The organism is Ochrobactrum quorumnocens (genome assembly GCF_002278035.1).
In the GTDB taxonomy this organism is placed as follows: domain Bacteria; phylum Pseudomonadota; class Alphaproteobacteria; order Rhizobiales; family Rhizobiaceae; genus Brucella; species Brucella quorumnocens.
Genome location: NZ_CP022604.1, coordinates 948,485 through 972,650 on the forward strand (window position 1 = coordinate 948,485; position 24,166 = coordinate 972,650).

The window sequence follows — 24,166 nt, forward strand, 5'->3', positions numbered from 1 at the left end:
AGGAAACTCCGGCATGGCCGATTTGAAACGCGCTATTGGATTGATGAGTGGTACTTCGATGGACGGCATCGATATAGCTCTCATAACAACAGATGGCGAAAACTGGGTCGAGCGCGGTCCTTCAAGTGCCGTGTCTTATTCGGATGGATTTCGCGCGCGGTTGAAGGCTGCTCTCGTTGATGCGCGCAGTATCACTGATCGCATTGAGCGTCCCGGCATCTTAAAGCAACTCGAGCATGACCAGACATTGCTTCATGCCGTTGTCATTCAGGACTTTCTGCACGAATTTGCGTTGCAGCCGGAAGAAATTGATGTGATCGGTTTCCATGGACAGACTGTGCTGCACCGACCGCGGGAAGCGCTGACTGTTCAGATTGGCGATGGGCCACTTTTGGCTGCCGAGACAGGTATTCCCGTTGTCTATGATATGCGCGCTGAAGATATGCGTCATGGTGGCGAAGGTGCGCCATTGATTCCTGCCTATCATGCAGCACTTGCAGCCAACTTGCCATTTGGCCTCGAAGGGCCTGTCGTCTTCGTCAATATTGGTGGCATTTCCAATCTGACCTATGTGGACGAAGGCGGTGTGCTAATCGCTTATGATAGTGGACCGGGTAATATGCTGATTGATCAATGGATGGAGTTGCACGGGCAGGGCAGCTTTGATCCCGGTGGCATTACGGCAATGAGCGGTAGTGTCGATGACGTTCTGGCCGCTCGATATCTCGATCATGAGTTTTTCAAGGGGAATCATCGCCGCTCGCTGGATCGTGGCGATTTTATTGTGCCTGCCAAAGACGAGGCCTCAGTAGAGACAGGCGCACGCACGCTGGCCTATGTCAGCGCCGCTGCAATCTTGCGTTCAGCATCTCATTTGCCGACACAGCCACGTACTTATGTCGTGAGTGGCGGTGGACGCAAGAATGGAGCGATCATGACAGAGCTGAGCGCTCTTGCCGAACGCCAAGGCGCACGAGTGCTGGATGCAGATAATGCGGGTTTTGACGGGGATGCGATGGAAGCAGAAGCCTGGGGCTATCTCGCCGTGCGTTCGTTGCGAGGGTTGCCATTGACCTATCCCACAACAACTGGCTGCGATAAGCCCGTTTCAGGTGGCGTTTTGGCTTCAGTAGACAAATAAAAAATCCGGCGAGACAACTCGCCGGATTTTGTTTTCAAAGTATTAGCGCAGACGCTTAGGGCGAACTTCGACCAATTCGCCAGCAAGGCGACGGTCCAGATATTCAGAGCATTCTTCAATAAGCAGGTCGCTTTGGCCTGTGAAGAAGTGGTTCGCGCCAGGAAGTGTGTTTTGGGTAATCGTAATACCCTTCTGCGTCTTGAGCTTGTCCACCAATCCCTGAACATCTTTTGGCGGTGCGACCTTGTCCTGATCGCCATGGATGATCAGGCCAGAGGATGGGCAAGGCGCCAGGAAGGAGAAGTCATAGGTGTTTGGTTGCGGTGCGACCGAGATAAATCCTTCGATTTCCGGACGACGCATCAGAAGCTGCATGCCAATCCACGAACCGAATGAATAGCCAGCAACCCAGCAATTCTTGGAATCGGGATGCAAAGCCTGCACCCAGTCGAGTGCGCTTGCTGCATCCGACAATTCGCCTGCGCCATGATCGAACTCACCTTGGCTGCGGCCGATACCGCGGAAGTTGAAGCGAAGTGTCGTAAAGCCGCGCTGCTGGAACATATAGAACAGATCATAGACGATCTTGTTGTTCATGGTTCCGCCGAACTGCGGATGCGGATGCAGGATCAGGGCGATAGGTGCATTCTTTTCCCGGGAAGGCTGATAGCGGCCTTCGAGGCGTCCGGCAGGACCGTTGAAAATGACTTCAGGCATGTGTACTCCGCTTGTGATCGGAAGATCGGCTTCAGGGTGGCGAACTTGACGTGGGGGTGCGCCGCTTCTAGAACCGATTTGAAATTTCGTTAGTCTGAACCAATGTTCAGTACCTAATGTGGCTTAATAGGCTTTTCCTGATTGAAAATTCAAGAAAATTGCGCGCGAACTGCGTGCGAATAGCGTGCTGAGCCACTTTAAGATGTTGCTTAGGAGATAGTATCGGTGATCGGAACCGGCAAGAGGCTCTATCTGGACTATAATGCCAGTGCGCCTTTGCTTGATGAGGCGCGCAATGCGGTCATCGAGGCATTGGGCATTCTGGGTAATCCGTCATCGGTGCATCGTGAAGGCAGAGCGGCACGTGGACTTGTTGAAGCTGCGCGCCGCAGTGTTGCAACGCTGGTCAGTGCAAAGTCTGATCATGTTTTCTTCACGTCAGGCGCCACAGAGGCCGCGTCAACGTTGCTCACGCCCAATTACATGATGGGTCGTGCGCCTGTGCGTCTGTCGCATCTTTATGTGAGCGCGACCGAGCACCCATGCATGCTGGCTGGTGGACAATTTCCACCTGAAAACATCACCATACTTGCCGTGGATGAAAATGGTATCTTGAAGCTGGACGCACTGCAACAGGCATTGGAAGCGCATGACAAGAGTGCCGGCTTGCCACTCGTTGCGGTTCAAGCCGCAAATAACGAGACCGGCGTTATTCAGCCTGTCCGTGAAATTGCGGCGCTGGTCAAAGCCGCAGGCGGAATTTTCGTGGTTGATGCTGTGCAGGCCGTTGGCCGCATTAAATTAGACATTACAGATAATTGCGGGGATTACCTGATAATATCCTCGCACAAGATCGGTGGCCCGAAAGGTGTTGGTGCTGTTATTGCAATTTCTGATCTCATGATGCCGAAAGCGCTCGTTCGCGGTGGCGGTCAGGAAAAGGGGCACCGTGCAGGTACCGAAGCTTTGCCTCTTATTGCAGGTTTTGGTGCGGCAGCAGATGTTGCTGCAGCACGCTTGAATGGCAATGGTTGGTCGGCGGAAGTGCGAGACAGGCTTGAAGCCGGGCTTATGGAAATTGCGCCTGGCGCTACAATCCATGGCAATACTGTTGAACGCCTACCGAACACGACCTTCTTTACGCTTGATGGACAAAAGGCAGAAACAGTTCAGATCGCGTTTGATCTCGGCGGAATAGCGCTGTCCGCTGGATCGGCGTGTTCTTCCGGCAAGGTTGGTCCAAGCCACGTTCTGGCTGCTATGGGGCATGAAGATGGTCCGGGCGCGATCCGTGTTTCGCTTGAAGCAGATGCTTCGATAGAATCTATTGATCAGTTTCTCGATGTTTTGCGCAAAATCGTTGCTCGTCACGAGCGCTCAAAGGCCAGTTAAACGCCCAATCGGGCCTAACCTCGTAAATTATTCTTGAATTTTACGGGCAAATTTAAAGCTGGGCTTGAAATTTAGTTTAGAGAGGTTTTAAAGAAGCATCACGCACACTATATTGTGGCGAGGATAGCGACTATCATCGCCCTGACGTTTGCAACTGTCGGACCTTGAATCTGACGAGGATGGAGAACGCCAATGCCTGCAGTGCAGGAGACCATTGATCAGGTTCGCGGCTTGGACGTGGACCAGTATAAGTACGGCTTCGAAACGACAATCGAATCTGAGAAGGCCCCAAAGGGGCTTAATGAAGATATCATTCGCTTCATTTCCGCCAAGAAAGACGAGCCGGAATGGATGCTTGAGTGGCGTCTGAAGGCCTATGAACGCTGGCTCACCATGGAAGAGCCAACATGGGCACGCGTCGAGTATCCCAAGATCGACTTCCAGGACGTCTATTATTATGCGGCGCCGAAGAATCAATCTGGCCCGAAGTCGCTTGATGAAGTCGACCCGGAATTGCTTCGCACTTACGAAAAGCTTGGTATTCCTCTGCGCGAGCAGGAAATCCTTGCTGGCGTGCGCAAACAGGGCGATCCGAGCGAAATCGACGGCAACCCATCCGATAACGTCTATGCATCGGGCCGCGTGGCTGTTGATGCCGTGTTCGACAGTGTTTCGGTTGTCACGACGTTCAAGGCAGAACTTGCCAAGGCTGGCGTGATCTTCTGTTCGATCTCCGAAGCCATCCGCGAGCATCCTGAACTGGTTCAGAAGTATCTTGCTTCTGTCGTTCCTGTTTCGGATAACTATTATGCGACGCTGAATTCGGCTGTCTTTACCGATGGTTCGTTTGTTTACGTGCCCAAGGGCGTCCGCTGCCCGATGGAGCTTTCGACCTATTTCCGTATCAACGAAAAGAATACGGGCCAGTTCGAACGCACCCTGATCATCGCTGAAGAAGGCGCTTACGTCTCCTATCTCGAAGGTTGCACAGCACCACAGCGCGATGAAAATCAGCTTCACGCAGCAGTCGTTGAATTGATCGCGCTTGATGATGCGGAGATCAAATACTCGACCGTTCAGAACTGGTATCCGGGTGATAGCAGCGGCAAGGGCGGCATCTATAACTTCGTTACCAAACGTGGCGATTGCCGTGGCGACCGCTCGAAGATTTCTTGGACGCAGGTTGAAACCGGCTCGGCGATTACATGGAAATATCCTTCCTGTATCCTGCGCGGCGACGATTCACGCGGTGAGTTCTACTCGATTGCCGTATCCAACGGATATCAGCAGATCGACAGCGGCACCAAGATGATCCATCTCGGCAAGAACACGTCGAGCCGCATCATCTCCAAGGGTATTTCTGCCGGTAATTCCAACAATACCTATCGCGGACAGGTTTCAGCGCATCGCAAAGCTGAAAACGCCCGCAACTTCACCCAGTGCGACTCGCTTTTGATCGGCAACGATTGCGGCGCGCACACTGTGCCCTATATCGAGGCGAAAAACGCCACTGCACAGTTTGAGCACGAGGCAACCACCTCCAAAATTTCCGAAGACCAGCTGTTCTACGTCATGCAGCGCGGCATTCCGGAAGAGGAGGCAATCGCCCTCATCGTCAATGGTTTTGTGAAGGAAGTTATTCAGGAACTGCCAATGGAATTCGCCGTTGAGGCGCAGAAGCTGATTGGCATTTCGCTTGAGGGCAGCGTCGGTTAACCCGACGCTCTCTGACTGCCTTCCCGCATCCGATTTTCTGGCCAGCCCTTTAACTGGCATAAGCAGCCCTCTTGAAAGGCTGCGTTGAGAGACAAGGTTTATACCCATGCTTGAGATCAAGAACCTTCATGCAAAGATCGCTGACACGGATACCGAAATCATCCGTGGTCTGAACCTCACCGTGAACAAGGGTGAAGTCGCCGCCATCATGGGGCCGAACGGCTCCGGCAAGTCGACGCTGTCCTATATTCTCGCCGGTCGCAATGATTATGAAGTCACCGAAGGCGACATTCTCTACAACGGCGAGTCGATCCTTGAACTGGACCCAGCCGAACGCGCTGCCAAGGGTATCTTCCTTGCGTTCCAGTACCCAATGGAAATTCCAGGCGTTGCCACGATGGAATTCCTCAAGGTTGCGATGAACAGCCAGCGCAAGGCGCGTGGCGAAGCTGAGCTCAAAATCCCTGAGTTCATCAAGCGCGTCAAAGACGTTGCCGGTGGTCTCAACATCGACATGAATATGCTCAAGCGTCCGCTGAATGTCGGATTCTCGGGTGGTGAAAAGAAGCGCGCAGAAATCCTGCAGATGCAGCTTCTTGAGCCAAGCCTCTGCGTACTCGACGAAACCGATTCCGGCCTTGATATCGACGCTCTGAAGATCGTTTCGGATGGTGTGAATGCACTCCGTTCGCCTGACCGTGCGGTGATCGTAATCACACACTATCAGCGCCTGCTCGAATATATCGTGCCGGACAGCGTTCATGTTCTTTACAAGGGACAGGTCATCAAGTCGGGCGACAAGAACCTTGCACTTCATCTTGAAGAAAATGGTTATGCCGACGTAATCGGCGAAGCTGCCTGAGGAGGGATGGATCATGAATATCCAGACCGCTCCCACAGCAAAGCCGAGAACGGCTGCTGAAAGCGCGCTGATCGACAATTTTGCCACCCGCATGGGCGAATTGCCCGGCAATGGCGATGTTGTCATTGCGCGTGACAATGCACTGGAAACGCTAAAAGTTCACGGTCTTCCGTCGCGTCGTATCGAGAGCTGGCATTATACGGATTTCCGTACGCTGCTTAAAGGCGTAGCTGAGTTCAACTCGGCTGCTGGCACGAATACGCTACCCGCACTTCTCGCAGGCTCGTTCATTATTCCTGCCAGCAATGGCGTGGCTCTCGATGCCAAGGCACCAGAAGGTGTGTCGCTAACCCGTATTCACGATGCGCTCGCTGACGGATCACTGGTCTCGGAGCTGAATATCCGTGGCACTGACGACACAATCGGGCAGATCAATGCCGCCTATGTCAGCGATGGCTGGGCAGTCTCGATTGCAGACGGCACTGAGCTTGAAACACCGCTTGAGCTGCAGAACATCCAGAAAACCGGGCAGGGGCATACCCGCTTCCCGATGCAGATCGGGTCGGATGTTAAGGCGACTATTGTCGAACGACAGTCCGGTGGTGAGGGCGATGCTTTCTCGACATCTGTAAGTCACGTGACCGTTGGCGATGGCGCTGAGATCGTATGGGTTATCCTGCGCGATTTTGGTCAGGCCACGCAGCTTGCCCAGTTCAATGCAACCATTGGCAAAGGCTCCAAGCTCACGCTTTACATCGTGAATGCTGGTGGCAAGCTGGTGCGTCAGGAAGTGCATCTGAATGTCACGGGCGAAGATTCGGACTTCGAGCTTCGCGCACTCAACCTTCTTGCGGATGATTCTCACACCGACATCACCATGACGGTAGGGCATGTGGTTGAAAATACGCGTTCAACCCAGATCATTCGTAACGTGGTCAAGGATCGTGCACGTGGTGTTTTCCAGGGTATGATCCGCGTTTCGAAGATCGCGCAGAAGACCGATGCTCGTATGGCCTGTAACACACTTCTGCTGTCTGATGATGGTGAGTTTGATGCGAAGCCAGAGCTGGAAATCTTTGCCGATGACGTCGCTTGTGGTCACGGCGCAACGGTGACGGAACTCTCCAAGGACTATCTCTTCTACCTGATGGCTCGCGGTGTTCCGGAAAGCGAAGCACGTGGCCTGTTGATCAAGGCATTCATTGCCGAGATCATCGAGGAGCTGGAAAATGAAGCACTGGTTGAAGCACTTGAAGATGTGCTTTCGACCTGGCTTGCAGCCCACGCTTGATTGAACAAGGCGAAGTGAGTTGTTCACTTCGCCTTTTCTGCCTGATTTAGCGGTCAAGCGGTAGAAGGAACGATCATGGACCAGAAGAACCCGCGCGTTGCGGCTTATGATGTCGATGCGATACGCAGGGACTTTCCGATCCTGTCACGACAGGTTCATGGCAAGCCGCTTGTTTATCTGGATAATGGTGCTTCTGCGCAAAAGCCGCAAAGCGTCATTGACGCTGTTACCCATGCATACGCAAATGAATATGCAAATGTGCATCGCGGTCTGCATTTTCTCTCGAATGCTGCAACAGACGCTTATGAAAAGTCGCGCGAAACAGTTCGCCGTTTTCTGAACGTTGGCTCCGTCGACGAAATTGTGTTCACGAAGAACGCTACTGAGGCGATCAATACGGTCGCTTATGGATATGGCATGCCAAATATCGGCGAGGGCGATGAAATCCTCCTGTCGATCATGGAGCATCACTCCAATATCGTTCCCTGGCATTTCATCCGGGAGCGACAGGGCGCGAAGCTTGTCTTCACGCCGGTGGATGACGAGGGCGTGTTCCATATCGAGGAATTCGAAAAGCGCCTGACCGAGCGTACCAAGCTTGTCGCAATCACCCATATGTCCAATGCGCTTGGCACAGTGACACCGATCAAGAAGATCGTGGAACTGGCACATGCGCGCGGTATTCCGGTGTTGGTGGATGGCAGTCAGGGCGCTGTGCATTTGCCTGTAGACGTGCAGGAACTGGGCTGTGATTGGTATGTGTTTACCGGTCACAAAGTCTATGGCCCATCAGGCATCGGCGTCCTTTATGGTCGGGCAGAAATGCTTGAGAAGATGCGCCCATTCCAGGGTGGTGGCGAAATGATCGAAGAAGTGACGGAAGAAAACGTCACTTACAATCATCCGCCTCATCGCTTTGAAGCTGGTACGCCGCCAATCGTCCAGGCCATTGGGCTGGGAGCGGCTCTCGAATATATGGAAAAGATCGGCCGTCATGCGATCCTCGCGCATGAAGAAGATCTGCGCGATTATGCGCACGAGCAACTCGGCAAGATCAATTCCTTGCGCATTTATGGAAATGCACCTGATAAGGGCGCAATCATTTCCTTTGCGCTCGAAGGCATCCACGCGCACGATGTTTCAATGGTGATCGATAGGGCGGGGATTGCGGTTCGCGCAGGCACGCATTGCGCACAGCCGCTCTTGAAACGCTTTGGCGTCACCTCTACATGCCGTGCATCCTTCGGGATGTATAATACCCGTGCCGAAGTAGACGCGCTGGCAGAAGCCTTGGAAAAGGCAAGGAAGTTTTTCGGATGACCGAGATCGAACAAAAAGTTCAGGAACAGACTGAAACGAAGACCGACGATGCGAGCGTATCGGCGGAAGGGAAGTCTGTTTTCTCCGCTTCTGCGATACCGCAGGAAGAGCTGCTGCGCCTGACTGATGATATCATCAGTGCGTTGAAGACAGTCTATGACCCTGAAATCCCAGCGGATATTTACGAGCTTGGTCTTATCTACAAGATCGACATTGAAGATGACCGCACCGTCAAAATCGAAATGACGCTGACTGCTCCAGGCTGCCCGGTTGCTGGCGAAATGCCGGGGTGGGTCGAGAACGCTGTTAGTGCTGTCGAAGGCGTTTCCATGGTTGAAGTCACCATGACTTTCGATCCACCTTGGTCTGCTGATCGCATGTCGGAAGAAGCACAGGTCGCTGTCGGCTGGTACTAAGATCGATACTGAAAAAAGCCCCGCAATGCGGGGCTTGTTGTATATCAGATCAGTATCCTGTCGTATTTGCGTAATGCAGCGAATTCTTCCCGAAACACCCCTGCAAAATGCCAACGAGTCCGCCTAGAGCTGTTGCGGCTGAAACAAGCCCCTGACCGCCTCTGAACGGTATGGACAAGACTGTGCCGAGAAATTTGAATGCCCGGCCGATGATCTTGATCGGTAGTTTTTTCAGCGTCTTGCGAGGATTTTCGCGATAACGTGCACCGAATTCCGTAATATTGTGGTCTCGATTGCGGCGATAGTGATAGCTCAGCGTCAATCGGGACGAGGGCACTGTCTCATAGACAATGGCATCACAGGCCCAACCGGTTCTTGCGCCAAGCGATTTTGACTTTGCCCAGAGATTCCAATCTTCGCCGCCTGTCAGGCCAAAATGGGAATCGAACCGCAATCCTGTGTTGCGGAAAAACTCTAGTTTTCCCATCCAGCTGCCTGTGGCAACCTTGATCGAATCCCCATGGCCGGATTTACATTTGCGACGGCATTTCAATTCAGATTTGTAGCCGCTGCGCTCAATGCCAGACCAAACCAGCTTTTGCAGAAATGTGAGCTTCTCATCAAAAGGCTTAGGTCTTACAGGCGAGCCGATAATGTCGAGATCAAGAAGATCCCGCTCAGCGAGCAAAGTAATAAGCCAGTCCGGCTCGACAAACTCATCATCGTCTACATAGACTAGAAAATCGAAATTCTGTTCGATTGCATGATTAAGCGCACGATTACGTGCTGACGAAATGCCTAAGACGCCTTCGGTAATGTAATCGATCCGATCCCCGGGCATCTGAGCACGGAAACCTTCAATAGTTTCATCAAGCGTCGGAGAGGAATTATTCTCAACAATAAGAAAAGTAATAGATGCGTTGTCCGGCTTCTTTATCGAAGCGAGTGATGAAAAAAGATTGCACAGCATTTTTGGTCTGCTGCGAGTGACGACGGAAACACATATACGCCGCTGTTGCATGATGTACTAAGCCAAAAAGGTTTATTTGCGATGTTATGCATGCTTAATATGTATTTATTATGAATGCAATGGTTGCGATTAAGCAGCATTACAACTTAGAAAAAGAGAATATAATCCCTTATTCTTGTAGGTCTATCAAATTTCAAAGGAAATAAGGTAAAGCGCTTGGTGCTGTGCGCTAATGGTGCCCCCAGAGAGACTCGAACTCCCGACCCCCTGATTACAAATCAGGTGCTCTACCAACTGAGCTATAAGGGCACTGGCGTCGAATTAGCATATTTCCAGCGCGTGTAAAGCGAAAATTCACATTAAGTGGGTGATGGTAAGCAAGTTTTGCATATGATAGCCATCTAACTGTGGAAACTGCACGAGTGGATTGAATTTGACGTTTGAATCCCGGCTGACATTCACGCTGTTTCAGACGTCAAATTCGATAAATTCACTCGATTCATAAAGTTACTCGCGGTCTTTTGATTCCGACATTTGCTCAATGCCTATATTCAAGGGATGCAAATATCGGAATGGGGCCACGAGCTAGCGCATTGGAATGGATGATATGGACGATAAATCCTTGGCGCTTCACTTCCTCTCATCGGGAACAGAGGAATCACTTGCGGCTCAGAAAGAGCTCGTGAAGCGTTACGGCCATGTTGCCGCCGAAGATGCGGATACAGTCGTTGCTCTCGGCGGTGACGGCACTATGCTGCAGGCTTTGCGCGATTTTATGAACAGCGGCATACCGATTTACGGTATGAACCGTGGCTCGGTCGGGTTCCTCATGAATGAATTCAGCGTGGAAGATTTGCCTGCGCGCATTTATGCGGCGCAGAAAGAAACAATCCGTCCGCTGGAGATGATTGCCGAAACCGCAAATGCTGCGCCGTTCAAGGCGCTTGCAATCAATGAAGTCTCGCTTTTCAGGCAGTCCTACCAGGCGGCCAAGGTACGCATCACCATTGACGGCAAGGTACGGCTTGAGGAACTGGTCTGTGATGGCGTCATGGTAGCGACGCCTGCAGGTTCCACCGCCTATAATCTGTCTGCACAGGGGCCCATTTTGCCGCTTGAGGCCCCACTCCTGGCTCTAACGCCTGTGAGCCCGTTTCGTCCAAGACGTTGGGGCGGGGCTCTTTTGCCAAAACATGTAACCGTAAGAATGGATTTACTGGAAACTGAAAAGCGGCCAGTCAATGCGGTTGCTGACAATAACGAAGTCAAGTCGGTAAGGTCAGTCACAGTTCGCGAAGACCCCGATAGCCAGGTTGCCATCTTATTTGATCAAAATCATTCTTGGGATGAGCGAATTCTAACAGAACAATTTAGACATTAGTTGGCTATGATTTTAGTAAAATACCGCATTAGTTTTGAGTGAAACACAATAAAATACAAATAAATAAGCATTTTTATATTCTGACGCGGTATTTTAGTTGACTTTTTCACGCTGCGGACGTAGGCGATGCTGCACGAAGACGCTTATTGCGTTGCAGACGCCTTTTCTGCCTTGGTTCCTGCGCCGGTTGACGCGGCTGCAATGACAGGATGGGTGGAATTCATTTCCAAAAAGAGAGCTGCGCCTCCATTGACGACATTTGCCGAACTCGGTCTTTCCCCGAAAGTGCTCGCTGCTGTTGAAGCTGCGGGATACACCGCGCCTACACCAATTCAGGCTGGTGCTATTCCACCTGCACTGGAGCGTCGAGATGTCCTTGGCATCGCTCAGACAGGCACGGGTAAGACTGCGTCTTTCGTTTTGCCGATGCTCCATCTTCTTGAAAAGGGCCGGGCGCGTGCTCGTATGCCGCGCACGCTCATTCTTGAGCCGACGCGCGAACTTGCTGCACAGGTTGAAGAAAATTTCGTAAAGTATGGCGTTAATCAGCGTCTTAACGTTGCATTGCTGATCGGTGGCGTTTCGTTCGATGAGCAGGAACGCAAGCTCGAGCGCGGCGCAGATGTGCTTATCGCGACGCCTGGTCGTCTTCTAGATCATTTCGAACGCGGTAAACTTCTACTGACCGGTGTTGAAATTCTCGTTATCGATGAAGCCGATCGCATGCTCGACATGGGGTTCATCCCCGATATCGAGCGTATCTGCAAGCTGATCCCGTTCACGCGTCAGACGCTGTTCTTCTCGGCGACAATGCCGCCGGAAATCACCAAGCTGACCGAACAGTTTTTGCATTCGCCGACACGTATTGAAGTCGCGAAAGCATCCTCGACCGCAAAGACAGTCACACAGCGTCTGGTAAAGTCGGGTAAAAAGGATTGGGACAAGCGCGCTGTGCTGCGCGATCTCATCCGTGCTGAAGGTGATACGCTCAAGAATGCGATCATTTTCTGCAACCGCAAGAAGGACGTATCCGAGCTTTTCCGCTCGTTGGTGCGTCATGAATTTGATGCTGGCGCATTGCACGGCGATATGGACCAGCGCGCACGCATGGCGATGCTTGCCAATTTCAAAGATGGCAAGCTGCGGCTTCTGGTTGCTTCCGATGTAGCAGCGCGCGGCCTCGATATTCCTGATGTCAGCCACGTGTTCAACTACGACATTCCGATTCATTCGGAAGACTATGTGCACCGCATCGGTCGCACAGGTCGCGCTGGACGTTCCGGTAAGGCGTTCACGCTCGTTACGCCGTCTGACACGAAATATCTGACGGCAATCGAATCCATGATTGGCGAAAAGATTGAATGGCTCGATGGCGATCTTTCAACCTTGCCAGCGTCTGACGAATCTGAAGATACGGCACGTAAGGGCAAAAATGCTCGAGGCAAAGGTAAAGATGCCAAGGGTAGATCGAAAGATAAGCAGAAGGTCGAGACACCTGTGATTGTTCAGGCAGATGAGCCGCAGCCGGTAATCAACGAGATCAAAGAGCGTCGTGATGCGATCCGCACGTCAAATGACGAGCGTCGTAACAAGCCTCAGCACGACAACCACAAGCGTCGCCGTGATCGCGACGATGATGATGGTCCGGTGCCAGTTGGTTTCGGTAATGACATTCCAGCCTTCATGCTGATCCCGACTGGGGTTTGAATTTAGGTTGTTGCAAATTGAAAACGCCGGTCTGATTGAAACAGGCCGGCGTTTTATATTGAATGCGGATAGTTAGAGCGCATCCCGAAAATGTGAGGCACTTATTCGGAATAATATGCGGGTAAAAACAAGGAGATAGAGCATTTCCAATGATTCAATCAGATCGAAACGCGCCCTAGGGTCCAGACTCAATTGAGCCACCATGTGACGATGGCAGCGATATAGCATGTGGCTGTAAAGTTCAGCATGAGCTTGTCATATCGTGTCGCGACCCTCCTCCAGTCCTTGAGGCGGCAAAAGGTGCGTTCGATGATGTTTCGGCGGCGGTAGGCAATTGGGTTGAAAGGTTTGATCCGCTTACGGGTCGGATTATTTGGAATGACCGGTTCAGTGCCGCGAGCTTTGAGAAAATCGCGTAACGCGTTGCTATCGTAAGCCGTATCGGCAGCGCACAGGTTGCTTGGCGGCAGTGGCTCAAGCAGTGGGATGGCAATGGGAGCGTCACCGCGCTGCCCAGGGGTTATTCTCAGTGCGACTGGGCGGCCACAACCATCGACAACAGCATGTATTTTTGTCGATCTGCCGCCTCGCGATCGACCGATGGCTTGAGCTTCCGCCCCCCTTTTCCGCCAGCAGCAGATCGGTGCGCCTTTGCGGTGGTGCTGTCGATCATGTGAATGTCGCGATTGGTCGTCTGCACCAGTGCTTCGAATAGTTGCCGCCATATGCCTTTGGCAGACCAACGATGGAAACGATTGTAGATGGTTGTCGAGGGACCGTAGACAGCGGGGCAATCCTGCCACCGACAGCCAGTGCGCAGCACATGGATGATGCCGCTAATCACCCGGCGGTCGTCAGTTCGATGCGCGCCGGGTTGGTTCGTTGGAAGCAAAGGAGCGATCACTGCCCATTGCCGATCATCAAGCCAGAATTCTCCTGCCATGCTCCAAAACTCCCGTTATCAGGAGAGTGAATCATGAAGAAGTAATTTGATCAAATGTTTAATTGGGTTTGGAGCCTAGAGCGTGTCGCGTTTAATTGCACCCATGATGCTCGCTCTACATTCCTTTAATTGTCGCATGTTCGCGAACGTTAAATGAATCCATTTAACTGCGACATGCTTTAGGTAAGAACGAATTATTAGAGCGATTTCTGTGACTTCGCTTTAGCGGGAGCAGTCCTAAGACTTGCTGCAAAGGCCAGTCGCGCCCAATCAGCCATGATTTCAGGGTCGTCGTAAGCCTCGTCTGGTACACTCCAATAAGGCATGGCGACAGGCTTGCCACTCTTCCGACTATCGTAAGCCCATTGTCTGGACCCAGCTTCGATGAAGGCAGCGGCCGTCTGGGAATCGGCTTTCAACAACAGCTCGTCCTGAACAACGAGCGCTATAATCAATCCCTGATGGTAGATACCTTTGCCGCCGAACATGCGACGAATGCTGATCGCTCCTAAGCCTTCAAACAAGTCACGTAAGGATTGATCATCCATTTGGAACGCCGGGTATTTAAGCTGCTCCCTGCATCTGGCGCAGGCTTTCTGAGGACGCTGCAGTCAGCTCAACAGATTCACCGCAACCACAAGCCGATGTCTGATTTGGATTGTTGAATACGAATCCAGTGCGTAGCGTGGTGACTTCGAAATCCATCTGTGTGCCAAGCAGGAATAGCACAGCTTCAGGTGCGATATAAACTTTTGCCCCATCTTTTTCGACGGAATCATCACCGGCTTTCGGCTCAGTGACGAGGTCAATCGTATATTCCATGCCAGCGCAGCCGCCTTTTTTGACGCCGACGCGAATGCCAAGCGCACCGTCACGCGACGCCATGATTTCACTAACGCGAGCTGCTGCTGCATCGGTAAGCGTCAAGACTGAGAAACGGCCCATTTTTCATCTCTTCCGGTGTTATGCTGGTCTGCAACTGGAGAATCATCCAGTTTGTTCGAAGCAATATGCTTTTCTGCGGGATTGCCACGTTTTTACTATAGTTAGTGTTGTAACATCATTACTGCAAGACACCAAATCGGGAGCACAGCCACAACGAGCGTGCACACCTCGGTGCGCTGCAAACAAAGAATTGCTGGAAGAGGAGAAGCGAATGTCGATTGAGCGCATGAAGCCTTTGATACTTGCTGGGGTCGCTGGCGTTTTCAGCACCATTGTTTTGATGTCCGGTGTCTTGACGTCTGGCGCACAAGCCCAGGAAGCGCCCAAGAAAGCCGCTCCGGCCCAAGCCCAAACTCAGAAGCAGGAAAAGCCCGTCGAGGAAACCAAACCGTCTGAGCAGACCCAGGATGCCAGTGACGGCATAACGGTTCCTGATTACCGTGATGACCGCTCGACCCCTCAGGCGCTGATGGAATCCTATTACAATGCGATCAATCGCAAGGAATATTCTCGCGCTTACAGCTATTATTCGGAAGAGGGGCGGGAGCCTGATTTCAAGACATTTGCCAAAGGTTACGAAGGCACAAAAAGCGTAAAGGTCGCGGTTCGGAAGATTGATCCCGATCCGGGGGCGGGGCAGATTTACTGGAGCCTTCCGATAGCAATCGAATCTGAGGGTGACGATGGCAAAAAGGAAGTATTTACGGGCTGTTATACGATCCGTCTCACCAATCCTGGTATGCAGGAAGAGCCACCTTACAAGCCGATGCAGATCATGACGGGCTCGTTGACGAAATCGCCGTTGGCCATCGAAAAGAGCGTGCCGGAAAACTGCGAGGCCCCGTAACGAAAATTCACGCTTGACCTTGCCACGATGGGAAGCTGCACAGTGGTGTCAGTTAAAGCATTTAAATCAAAAGTGTGAAGCGATTTTCCTCTGAGGTAGATGCTTTAAAACAACCGGATAGAGCGTTTCGGGTATCCAATCCTAACTGGACCGCTTAAGAGCAAGGAGTGAGTTGAATGGTGACTTTTTCTGTACCGAAGATGAAATGCGGTGGTTGCGCCGATAGTGTCACTGGCGCTCTACGTAAGCTTGACGAAAAGGCCACTGTTAAGATCGATCTCGATAAGAAAGAGGTCGAGTTTGATGGCAACGCATCGCAGGATGAAGCGCTTCATGCCTTGTCTGCTGCGGGTTATCCCGCGACGATTGCGCAATAATGTGATCGCTATTCTGCGCGTTGTGATGGCGCGCCGCTTGCAAGATATCGATCCAAAGCATAATTGCCGGGCTGAAACGCCCGGCATTTTTGTGGGCTGTTTCATAAGATTGCAGATCGCAGTGACAAAGTGCGGCGCTTACATCTGCAAATCTTGTGTTTGGCAAATTTTGTGTCTGATTGACTGGGAGACCGATTTTTGCCACACCAGCGGCAAATCTCGTTTATGGTGCTCCATAACGATAGTGAACCGCGATTGTCACGGATTTGCCGTATGGTCCCGGCTCTGTTCGAAATGGGTGCCAAAAGGCATAATCATCGCGTGATCGCGATAAAGAAGGATGTAGGGCATGGCTATGGCAGCCGATTTCCAGGATCTTCGCACGAAGATGGTCGATAACCAGATCCGTACCACGGATGTAACGGACCTCAGGGTCATCGACGCTTTTCTGACTGTTCCACGCGAAGCTTTTGTTCCGGCAAACCGTCAGGTGCTTGCTTATATCGACGAGGATCAGCTTCTTGAAAGCGAAGGCACTGCGCCACGTTATCTCATGGAACCGTCACCTTTTGCGAAGCTCGTGCAGCTTGCGAAAGTTAACAAGGACGACGTCGTTCTCGATGTCGGTTGCGGCACTGGTTATTCGTCTGCAATCTTTTCTGAGTTGGCTGGATCGGTCATTGGCCTTGAAAGTGATTCCGCACTGGCGGCCGTTGCGACGGCTCGTTTGCAGGAACTTGGCCATGACAATGTTGTGATCGTTTCAGGCGATTTGAATGCAGGCTATCCATCGGAAGCGCCTTACGATGTGATTTTCATCGAGGGTGCAGTTGATTTTGTGCCGGAAGTACTTTTCAATCAGCTTAAAGAAGGCGGCCGTCTGGTTGTCGTCGAAGGGCGTGGAAATGCCGGAATTGCGCGACTTTACGTGAAAGAAAACGGTGTTGCTTCGGGACGCAGCGTTTTCAATACAGCAGTTCGTCCGCTTCCTGGTTTTGAGCGTATTGAGCAGTTCGAGTTTTAATCCAGCGCGTGGGGCAATTCTGCAACGATGCGGAAATTGTTTGTGAAAGCACTGGCGGGAAAGATGGAAATAGCGGAATTTACACGTTATTAAGTCTTCCCGAACCGATCGGTTCGATTATAGATTCGTTTGTTCTGATATGAGGTATACGGTGTTCAAAGCGTGCAAAGGACTTATGGCGGCGGCAATACTCCTGTCTGGCACCGTTTTATCGGGACAGGCCGCTTTGTCAGAGACGCTGAATGGCGCTCTCATGAAAGCCTATAAGAACAACGCGACCCTGAACTCTTCCAGAGCAGGCGTGCGTATCGAGGACGAGAATGTCGCGATTGCGAAATCCGGCTACCGTCCGCAGGTGACAGGTTCGTATAATATCGGTCGCGGAAAGACGCCGACAGCCGGAACGCGCACGACAGGTACCTACGGTATTGAGTTGAACCAGATGCTGTTCGATGGTTTTCAGACCAAGAACAACGTTGCCGCAGCTGAAACCAGTGTGTTTGCGCAGCGCGAAAATCTCCGCAACGACGAACAGAATACACTTCTGGAAGCCGTTCAGGCTTATATGAGTGTGTATCAGCTTCGTCAGATCGCAGCGCTTCGCGAAAAGAATCTCGCTGCTATGAACGAGCAGGTCCGTGCTTCGCGTGCGCGCCTAGATGTTGGTGAAGGCACACGTACCGATGTTGCTCAGTCAGAATCGCAGCGCTCGACCGCCATCGCGGAGCTCAATTCTGCCCGCGCAGACGTGAAGACAGCCGAAGCGACTTATGTTCAGGTTGTTGGTTCGCAGCCCGACCGTCTTGCTGCAGCACCTGCTGCCAAGAACCTTCCGCGCACGCCAGATTCTGCCTATGCAAATGCTGTTACTGTGCATCCGGGCATTCTGGCTACCCAGTATGCAGTTAACGCGCAGGGCTACAACGTCAAGGCCAAGGAAGGTGCTTTGCTGCCGACTGTTGGTTTGACTGCAAGTGCAAGCCACCTCGACACCTATGCTGGCACCAATGCTGGTGATGGCAACTCCGCATCGGTTGGCGTCGGTGTAAGCATTCCGATCTATACCGGCGGCCGTACTTCAGCGCAGATACGTCAGGCTAAGGAACAACTCGGCCAGGCACGTATCGAAGTTGATATCATTCAAGACAGGGTTCGTCAGGCGATCAGCTCTGCCTGGTCTCAACTCGAAGCAGCTCGTGCATCCGTCAAGGCAAACCGCGATGGCATCGCGGCAGCTCAGCTGGCTCTTGATGGCGTTATTGAAGAACGCAAGGTCGGACAGCGCACCACACTCGACGTGTTGAATGCACAGAATGAACTGGTGAAGGTTCAAATCGCGCTTGTTCAGGCTGAGCATGACTCGATTGTTGCAAGCTATGCGCTTCTGAATGCAAGCGGTCGTATGACGGCACAGGACATGCAGTTGCAGGTCGCTCAGTATAAGCCTGAAGAGCACTACAATGCTGTAAAGGACAAGTGGTTCGGCCTACGTACACCAGATGGCCGGTAAACCTTAAAAATATGAGTTACTGAAACGGCGCCGTTGGCGCCGTTTTTGTTTGATTCGTCGTGGGAACTGCAATTCTTAACAAAATGATAAAGCTGTGGGTTCGGATTGCATGTGTCTGTGGAGGGATTCTCAAAACGACCAAGGTCCGGTACCCTTAATCCAATGATTCTCTGCCTGTGTGAGTAATTGGCAATAAGGGAAAGACGGACAGCAATGGCACAAACATCCAGCGCAGCACGCGAACCGTCAATGGAAGAGATTCTCGCTTCCATTCGCCGGATTATCGAAGATAGCGATGTTTCGCGTCATCCGATGCCTGCCGCGTCCGCTTTTCCGTCGCGGGGAGAAGTCGCCAAGTTTCGTAAGCCTGTTACTGCTCAGGAATCTCAGCCTGAAGCAGCAGATAAACCAGCTCTCAAGAGCGATGCGTTCTTAGATGACACCGTTTTGCGTGGTCCACTTTCAGAAACCCCGTCTGCAGTAACCATTGCAGATGAAATTCCTGATGCGGATGAGGAAGAAGACGATTTCGTTCTCGACGCACAAAATGATGATCATCGCGGCGAAGTTGTTGAACCAGTAGCCGAAGTTGACACTGCTCCGTCTTTGGAAGCCAAGATTGCCGTTGAGCTTGACACTGCACAACCTGATGAGACTTCGGAGCCGGAAGTTGAAGCGACGCCTGTTGCTGAAGCTCAACCCGCTGACTTGAAAGCGCAGGGCTCAGCACATATTTTGTCAGAGGGCACCGAACGGAAAGTGGCTGCTGCATTTCAGGATCTGAACCACGCTGTTCACTCGGAACCGCGTCGTTCTTTCGATGAAATCGCTTCTGACCTTTTGCGCCCGATGCTGCAGAGCTGGCTTGATGATAATCTGCCGCCTCTTGTTGAACGACTCGTTCGCGAAGAAATCGAACGTGTGGTGCGAGGCGAACGCTAAGTATCTAAAGCATTTCCAGCAAAAGTGCGAAGCGGTTTTGCGTAGGATAATGCTAATGATAATTGGTAAATCGGTTCCAGTGATTCAATCCTGACTGGAGCTGGTTTAACGCCAGATTGGACTTCTTGACCCGTCTGTCTCACAGGCGGGTTTTCACTTTTAGGATGATTTGTCGGCTGTTAGTTGCTATTGAGCCGTCAATCAATTCATTCCGCATAAAGACCGGACAATTCCATGCTTGAGAAGACTTATGACGCCGCGGCTGTAGAGCCGAAAATCGCTGAACGCTGGGAAGAAGCCGGCGCGTTCAAGGCGGGTGCAGGCTCAAAGCCTGGCGCTGATCCCTTTGCTGTTGTCATTCCTCCACCGAATGTGACTGGTTCGCTGCACATGGGCCACGCGCTTAACAATACGATTCAGGACATCATGGTCCGTTTCGAGCGCATGCGCGGCAAGAATGTTCTCTGGCAACCGGGTTTGGACCATGCGGGCATTGCCACGCAGATGGTTGTTGAGCGTCAGCTTGCTGAACGCCAGGAGCCAACGCGTCATATCATGGGCCGCGAGAAGTTTATTGAGCGCATCTGGCAATGGAAGTCTGAATCAGGCGGGATGATCTCCAATCAGCTCCGTCGTCTCGGCGCATCATGCGATTGGTCACGTGAACGTTTCACCATGGACGAAGGTCTGTCGCGGGCCGTTCTCGAAGTCTTCGTCTCGCTTTACAAGCAGGGACTGATGTACCGCGACAAGCGTCTCGTGAACTGGGACCCGAAGCTTCTCACCGCGATTTCCGACATTGAAGTCGAATCACGTGAGATTAAGGGCAATCTCTGGCATCTGCGCTATCCGCTGGAAAACATTCCGTTCGATCCAGAAAACCCGCATACCTTCATCGTTGTTGCAACGACACGTCCTGAAACCATGCTTGGTGATACGGGTGTTGCTGTTAACCCGAAGGACGAGCGCTATCACGCGTCGGTCGGCAACAACATCGTTCTTCCGCTCGTTGGACGCCGCATACCGATTGTCGCGGACGATTATGCTGACCCGGAAGCCGGTTCCGGTGCTGTGAAGATCACACCTGCGCACGACTTCAACGACTTTGAAGTTGGCAAGCGCAACGATCTTCGTGCAATCAATATTCTGACGCCGTCGGCAGCGATTACGCTCAAGGACAATGTTGATTTCCTCGAAGGTCTGGAACTGACACCTGATCTGATAGCGCTTATCAAAGAGTTCGAAGGTCTGGATCGTTTTGCTGCACGCAAGCGCCTCGTCGAAATGCTTGACGAGCAGGGTTATCTGGAAAAGATCGAGGATCACACCCACGCTGTCCCGCACGGCGATCGCGGTGGTGTGCCAATCGAGCCATATCTGACTGACCAGTGGTATGTGAACGCAGCCGAACTCGCAAAGCCAGCCATGGCTGCGGTTCGTGATGGACGCACACAGATCGTGCCGAAGAATTGGGAAAAGACCTACTTCGACTGGATGGAAAACATTCAGCCATGGTGTGTTTCCCGTCAGCTGTGGTGGGGACATCAGATCCCTGCATGGTACGGCCCGGATGGTCATTGTTTCGTTGAAAAAAGCGAAGAGGAAGCGAAAGCTGCCGCACACGCTCACTACGGCGAAGAGGTCGCTCTGGAACGTGACACCGATGTTCTGGATACGTGGTTCTCATCGGGCCTGTGGCCGTTCTCAACGCTGGGCTGGCCGGACAAGACGCCGGAACTTGGCATCTATTATCCGACGAGTGTTCTGGTAACGGGTTTCGACATTCTGTTCTTCTGGGTTGCCCGCATGATGATGATGGGTATGCATTTCATGGAAGAAATTCCGTTCCATACGGTTTATCTCCATGCACTCGTGCGCGACAAGCACGGCGCGAAGATGTCGAAATCCAAAGGCAATGTCATCGATCCGCTTGAGCTGATGGACGAGTATGGCGCGGATGCTCTGCGCTTCACGCTTGCCATCATGGCCGCACAGGGCCGCGATGTTAAGCTCGACCCGGCGCGTATTGCTGGCTATCGCAATTTCGGTACGAAGCTTTGGAATGCGACACGTTTTGCTCAGATGAACGGCGTGAAGCTTGATCCAAACTTCAAGCCTGATGATGCAAAGCTTGCTGTCAATCGCTGGATTCTGACGGAACTGACCAAGGCGGCGCGCGCTGTCACGGAAGGCATTGCGAACTATCGCTTCAATGAAGCGGCAAGCGCGGCATATCGTTTTGTCTGGAACCAGTTCTGCGATTGGTATCTGGAACTGCTCAAGCCAATCTTCATGGGCGACGATGAGCTTGCTAAGGCTGAAGCGCAGGCAACCGCTGCTTACTGCCTGGATGAGATCTACAAGATCCTGCACCCGTTCATGCCATTCATGACCGAAGAGCTCTGGACCTTGACCGCAGGTGAAGGTGCAAAGCGCGATACGGTTCTCGCTTTGGCGCAATGGCCTGAATTGTCATTTGAAGATGAAGAATCAGCTGCTGACATCAACTGGCTGGTTGATCTTGTCATGGGCATTCGCTCTGTTCGTGCGGAGATGAACGTGCCTGCTGGTGCTGTGGCTCCGATCGTGGTGCTTGAGGCAAATGCTGCAACTATCGACCGCTTTGCGCGTCATGATGCTGCAATCAAGCGTCTGGCACGTGTGGAATCAGTTTCCTTTGAAGAGGAAGCGCCAAAGGGTTCAGCGCAGCTGGTGCACGGCGAAGCTACCATTTGCCTGCCTTTGGGCAGCCTGATTGACCTGAAGGCCGAAGCCGCCCGTATGGCCAAGGAAGCAGGCAAGATCGCTGCTGAGATGGAGAAGATCGAAAAGAAGCTCTCGAACGAAAAGTTCGTAGCGAACGCAAAGGAAGAGGTCGTTCAGGCGGAACGTGAGCGTTTGGCAGAACTCAAAGATGCGGCGGCACGCGTGGCGACCGCAGAAGCGCGTATCCGCGAAGCAGGCTGATTTCGTCCGTTCAGATCTGCCTCATTTCGAATCATTAGCCCGGCAGCTTCTAGTTGCCGGGCTTTTGCTTTCAAAGAGGCTGTAATTTTAGCCTTTCAAGGCGTTCTAAAGTTCATCGAACCGCCGTTTCGATTGTTTTTCAGCTCTGTTGCGCTTTAGCAACAAGGCTCTAATTGGGCTAAAAAATGGCAAAATTTGGCGGTTTTGGGTGCTAATAGCCCTGCAAAAATCAGAAGAATTAGCAATTAGCGCGCTTATTTTAAGCTTTTCGTCAAAACAAATCTTCGCTACTCGCGGACCTCCCAATTTATGCATCTTGCAGGCTGAATCCTTCCTGATTTACGTTTGCGTCAAAGTAAATTGCTGAAGTTCATTGCATTCTGTTTGGGAGGACATTTTATGAAGCTGCAGCGCATGAAAGCTGTCGGGATCGCAGTCGGCCTGTTGGGGAGTGCCGTTACTGCACATGCGGGCGGTCTGGAGCGGAGTTCGCAGGATTTTGATATCCTGTTCGAGCAGGGCACCGTGATCGATACAACGGGCACCTACGTTTCACCACAGCGTAAGCTGAAAAATATCCGCGGCCCGATTGGCACTGCGACAGGTGGCATCAATCCGCTGAACGGTCGTCCTTATTCCAATGATGTGGACGAAGCAAAAAGCTATTGGGTACCGAAGTTCTCAGCCAAGGTTGATCTTACGGACGATCTGGCTTGTGCGGCACAGTATCGTCAGCCATGGGGCATTCACACGGATGTCGGCACTGATAACATTCGCATGTTCACTGCTATCGAACAGAAGATTTCATCCAATGATTATGGCTTGAACTGTTCTTATCGTTTCAACGCGGGTGAAAAAGGTTACTTCCGTCTTCTCGGTGGCGTCAGCTATCAGGAGCTGAAGGGTGAACAGACCCGTATGATTCCTCCGGGCTCAGCTTTCGGCGGTTCGTTCCGTGTCGCTTCGCTTGACGTTGAAGACAAGGCATTTGGCTGGCGTATCGGTGCTGCCTATGAACTCCCAGAATATGCGATCCGCGCAACGGTCGTCTATCAGTCTGAAGTCAAATACAATCTTGAAGGCACCATTGATAATCTGGCTCTGAGCCCAATCACTGGCCGCGCACTTCCGATTAGCGTTGCTGGCGATGTTGCCACACCGCAGTCGGTCGAATTCAAGTTCCAAACAGGTATTGCTCCGGATTGGCTCGCTTTCGGTTCGGTCAAGTGGACTGATTGGTCGAGCGTTGAAATGGTTGCATTCAACTCTTCTTCCAATCTACAGCTTGCTCCCGGTGCGATCGTTCCTAAGGGAACGAATATCACCAACCTGAACCTTTATTATCAGGATGGCTGGACTGTCAGCGGTGGCGTTGGACACAAGTTCAACGATCAGTGGTCTGCTGCAGCAACTGTCACTTGGGACCGCGGAACGACAACAGGCTTGACGTCTCAAACCGACATCTGGCTATTCGGCCTGGGCACGAACTATAAGGCAACCCAAAACTTTGAAGTTCGTCTTGCAGGTGCTGCGGGCTGGCTGACATCTGGTGAGATGGACGACACTGTAATCAACGGTAAGCCAAACCCAACCGGCTCCAAAGGTGAATTCGGAAACGACTTCGTTGGCGCTTTGTCGCTGACAGCTAAGGTCAAGTTCTGATCTTTTAAGAGAAGTAACAAAAAGCCCGGCTCTAAG

General features: G+C 52.1%; 20 protein-coding genes, 1 tRNA gene and 1 pseudogene. 16 read left to right on the top strand and 6 right to left on the bottom strand.

The genetic code is table 11. The features are described 5' to 3' along the window. The first annotated feature begins 13 nt into the window (after window positions 1–13). The gene (locus tag CES85_RS14035; RefSeq protein WP_095446533.1) at window positions 14–1,141 is read left to right on the top strand and encodes an anhydro-N-acetylmuramic acid kinase; all 1,128 of its coding nucleotides are present in this window, start codon (window positions 14–16) and stop codon (window positions 1,139–1,141) included. A gap of 42 nt (window positions 1,142–1,183) precedes the next feature. Here the strand turns inward: CES85_RS14035 and CES85_RS14040 are convergent, their stop codons facing one another. Next, on the bottom strand, window positions 1,184–1,858 hold the full coding sequence (locus CES85_RS14040; RefSeq protein WP_095446534.1) for an alpha/beta hydrolase: 675 nt from the start codon (window positions 1,856–1,858) through the stop codon (window positions 1,184–1,186). Window positions 1,859–2,083: 225 nt separating this feature from the next. Between CES85_RS14040 and CES85_RS14045 the strand changes: the two genes are divergently transcribed. The 6 genes from CES85_RS14045 (at window position 2,084) to CES85_RS14070 (ending at window position 8,855) form a co-directional block, all read left to right on the top strand. Continuing rightward, on the top strand, window positions 2,084–3,250 hold the full coding sequence (locus CES85_RS14045; RefSeq protein ID WP_095446535.1) for a cysteine desulfurase family protein: 1,167 nt from the start codon (window positions 2,084–2,086) through the stop codon (window positions 3,248–3,250). A 192-nt stretch (window positions 3,251–3,442) separates the two neighbouring features. Next, window positions 3,443–4,966: a Fe-S cluster assembly protein SufB gene (gene sufB, locus CES85_RS14050; RefSeq protein ID WP_095446536.1), complete on the top strand. Its 1,524-nt coding sequence runs from the start codon at window positions 3,443–3,445 to the stop codon at window positions 4,964–4,966. Window positions 4,967–5,072: 106 nt separating this feature from the next. After that, window positions 5,073–5,828 (top strand): Fe-S cluster assembly ATPase SufC, encoded by a 756-nt coding sequence (gene sufC / locus CES85_RS14055; protein ID WP_095446537.1) that lies wholly within the window; start codon window positions 5,073–5,075, stop codon window positions 5,826–5,828. 13 nt (window positions 5,829–5,841) lie between these two features. Continuing rightward, window positions 5,842–7,119: a Fe-S cluster assembly protein SufD gene (sufD, locus tag CES85_RS14060; protein ID WP_095446538.1), complete on the top strand. Its 1,278-nt coding sequence runs from the start codon at window positions 5,842–5,844 to the stop codon at window positions 7,117–7,119. 75 nt (window positions 7,120–7,194) lie between these two features. After that, window positions 7,195–8,439 (top strand): cysteine desulfurase, encoded by a 1,245-nt coding sequence (locus tag CES85_RS14065; protein ID WP_095446539.1) that lies wholly within the window; start codon window positions 7,195–7,197, stop codon window positions 8,437–8,439. Next, window positions 8,436–8,855, top strand: a complete 420-nt coding sequence (locus CES85_RS14070; protein WP_095446540.1) for an SUF system Fe-S cluster assembly protein — start codon at window positions 8,436–8,438, stop codon at window positions 8,853–8,855. The genes CES85_RS14065 and CES85_RS14070 overlap by 4 nt, the downstream gene beginning before the upstream one ends. Window positions 8,856–8,904: 49 nt before the next feature. Here the strand turns inward: CES85_RS14070 and CES85_RS14075 are convergent, their stop codons facing one another. Beyond that, entirely contained in the window at window positions 8,905–9,825 is a 921-nt protein-coding gene (locus tag CES85_RS14075; RefSeq protein ID WP_434063361.1) for a glycosyltransferase family 2 protein, read from the bottom strand. A 233-nt stretch (window positions 9,826–10,058) separates the two neighbouring features. Continuing rightward, window positions 10,059–10,134, bottom strand: a tRNA-Thr gene (locus CES85_RS14080). 298 nt (window positions 10,135–10,432) lie between these two features. Here CES85_RS14080 and CES85_RS14085 point away from each other — a divergent pair. Beyond that, a complete protein-coding gene (locus CES85_RS14085; protein WP_095447888.1) occupies window positions 10,433–11,206 on the top strand; it encodes an NAD kinase in 774 nt (257 codons plus the stop codon). A gap of 249 nt (window positions 11,207–11,455) precedes the next feature. Then, a complete protein-coding gene (locus CES85_RS14090; RefSeq protein WP_095447889.1) occupies window positions 11,456–12,913 on the top strand; it encodes a DEAD/DEAH box helicase in 1,458 nt (485 codons plus the stop codon). Between the two features lie 257 nt (window positions 12,914–13,170). Here CES85_RS14090 and CES85_RS14095 read toward each other — a convergent pair. The 3 genes and pseudogenes from CES85_RS14095 to sufA all read right to left on the bottom strand — a co-directional run. Continuing rightward, a pseudogene (locus CES85_RS14095) lies at window positions 13,171–13,856 on the bottom strand (IS5 family transposase); the annotation flags it as partial. A gap of 197 nt (window positions 13,857–14,053) precedes the next feature. Further along, window positions 14,054–14,404, bottom strand: coding sequence for a TfoX/Sxy family protein (locus tag CES85_RS14100; protein WP_095446542.1), 351 nt, complete (start codon window positions 14,402–14,404; stop codon window positions 14,054–14,056). A 16-nt stretch (window positions 14,405–14,420) separates the two neighbouring features. After that, a complete protein-coding gene (gene sufA / locus CES85_RS14105; protein ID WP_095446543.1) occupies window positions 14,421–14,801 on the bottom strand; it encodes a Fe-S cluster assembly scaffold SufA in 381 nt (126 codons plus the stop codon). Window positions 14,802–15,012: 211 nt separating this feature from the next. Between sufA and CES85_RS14110 the strand changes: the two genes are divergently transcribed. The 7 genes from CES85_RS14110 (at window position 15,013) to CES85_RS14140 (ending at window position 24,130) form a co-directional block, all read left to right on the top strand. Then, a complete protein-coding gene (locus CES85_RS14110) occupies window positions 15,013–15,648 on the top strand; it encodes a Cif family virulence factor (RefSeq protein WP_095446544.1) in 636 nt (211 codons plus the stop codon). Between the two features lie 176 nt (window positions 15,649–15,824). Continuing rightward, window positions 15,825–16,025, top strand: coding sequence for a heavy-metal-associated domain-containing protein (locus CES85_RS14115; protein ID WP_095446545.1), 201 nt, complete (start codon window positions 15,825–15,827; stop codon window positions 16,023–16,025). Between the two features lie 355 nt (window positions 16,026–16,380). After that, complete coding sequence (locus tag CES85_RS14120) at window positions 16,381–17,049, top strand: protein-L-isoaspartate O-methyltransferase family protein (RefSeq protein WP_095447890.1); 669 nt, start codon at window positions 16,381–16,383, stop codon at window positions 17,047–17,049. A gap of 139 nt (window positions 17,050–17,188) precedes the next feature. Beyond that, entirely contained in the window at window positions 17,189–18,559 is a 1,371-nt protein-coding gene (locus CES85_RS14125; RefSeq protein ID WP_095446546.1) for a TolC family outer membrane protein, read from the top strand. Between the two features lie 213 nt (window positions 18,560–18,772). Next, window positions 18,773–19,501 (top strand): PopZ family protein, encoded by a 729-nt coding sequence (locus CES85_RS14130; protein WP_095446547.1) that lies wholly within the window; start codon window positions 18,773–18,775, stop codon window positions 19,499–19,501. A gap of 234 nt (window positions 19,502–19,735) precedes the next feature. Continuing rightward, complete coding sequence (locus tag CES85_RS14135; RefSeq protein WP_095446548.1) at window positions 19,736–22,468, top strand: valine--tRNA ligase; 2,733 nt, start codon at window positions 19,736–19,738, stop codon at window positions 22,466–22,468. A 645-nt stretch (window positions 22,469–23,113) separates the two neighbouring features. After that, the gene (locus CES85_RS14140) at window positions 23,114–24,130 is read left to right on the top strand and encodes an OmpP1/FadL family transporter (protein WP_244923304.1); all 1,017 of its coding nucleotides are present in this window, start codon (window positions 23,114–23,116) and stop codon (window positions 24,128–24,130) included. Window positions 24,131–24,166 lie beyond the last annotated feature (36 nt).

Coding starts and splice junctions, on each gene's coding strand:
- CES85_RS14075 (WP_434063361.1), bottom strand. CDS start 9,825: ATGCTGTGCAATCTTTTTTCATCACTCGCTTCGATAAAGAAGCCGGAC.
- CES85_RS14070 (WP_095446540.1), top strand. CDS start 8,436: ATGACCGAGATCGAACAAAAAGTTCAGGAACAGACTGAAACGAAGACC.
- CES85_RS14135 (WP_095446548.1), top strand. CDS start 19,736: ATGCTTGAGAAGACTTATGACGCCGCGGCTGTAGAGCCGAAAATCGCT.
- CES85_RS14125 (WP_095446546.1), top strand. CDS start 17,189: ATGAGGTATACGGTGTTCAAAGCGTGCAAAGGACTTATGGCGGCGGCA.
- sufB (WP_095446536.1), top strand. CDS start 3,443: ATGCCTGCAGTGCAGGAGACCATTGATCAGGTTCGCGGCTTGGACGTG.
- sufC (WP_095446537.1), top strand. CDS start 5,073: ATGCTTGAGATCAAGAACCTTCATGCAAAGATCGCTGACACGGATACC.
- CES85_RS14115 (WP_095446545.1), top strand. CDS start 15,825: ATGGTGACTTTTTCTGTACCGAAGATGAAATGCGGTGGTTGCGCCGAT.
- sufA (WP_095446543.1), bottom strand. CDS start 14,801: ATGGGCCGTTTCTCAGTCTTGACGCTTACCGATGCAGCAGCAGCTCGC.
- CES85_RS14040 (WP_095446534.1), bottom strand. CDS start 1,858: ATGCCTGAAGTCATTTTCAACGGTCCTGCCGGACGCCTCGAAGGCCGC.
- CES85_RS14100 (WP_095446542.1), bottom strand. CDS start 14,404: ATGGATGATCAATCCTTACGTGACTTGTTTGAAGGCTTAGGAGCGATC.
- CES85_RS14110 (WP_095446544.1), top strand. CDS start 15,013: ATGTCGATTGAGCGCATGAAGCCTTTGATACTTGCTGGGGTCGCTGGC.
- CES85_RS14065 (WP_095446539.1), top strand. CDS start 7,195: ATGGACCAGAAGAACCCGCGCGTTGCGGCTTATGATGTCGATGCGATA.
- CES85_RS14120 (WP_095447890.1), top strand. CDS start 16,381: ATGGCAGCCGATTTCCAGGATCTTCGCACGAAGATGGTCGATAACCAG.
- CES85_RS14130 (WP_095446547.1), top strand. CDS start 18,773: ATGGCACAAACATCCAGCGCAGCACGCGAACCGTCAATGGAAGAGATT.
- sufD (WP_095446538.1), top strand. CDS start 5,842: ATGAATATCCAGACCGCTCCCACAGCAAAGCCGAGAACGGCTGCTGAA.
- CES85_RS14085 (WP_095447888.1), top strand. CDS start 10,433: ATGGACGATAAATCCTTGGCGCTTCACTTCCTCTCATCGGGAACAGAG.
- CES85_RS14035 (WP_095446533.1), top strand. CDS start 14: ATGGCCGATTTGAAACGCGCTATTGGATTGATGAGTGGTACTTCGATG.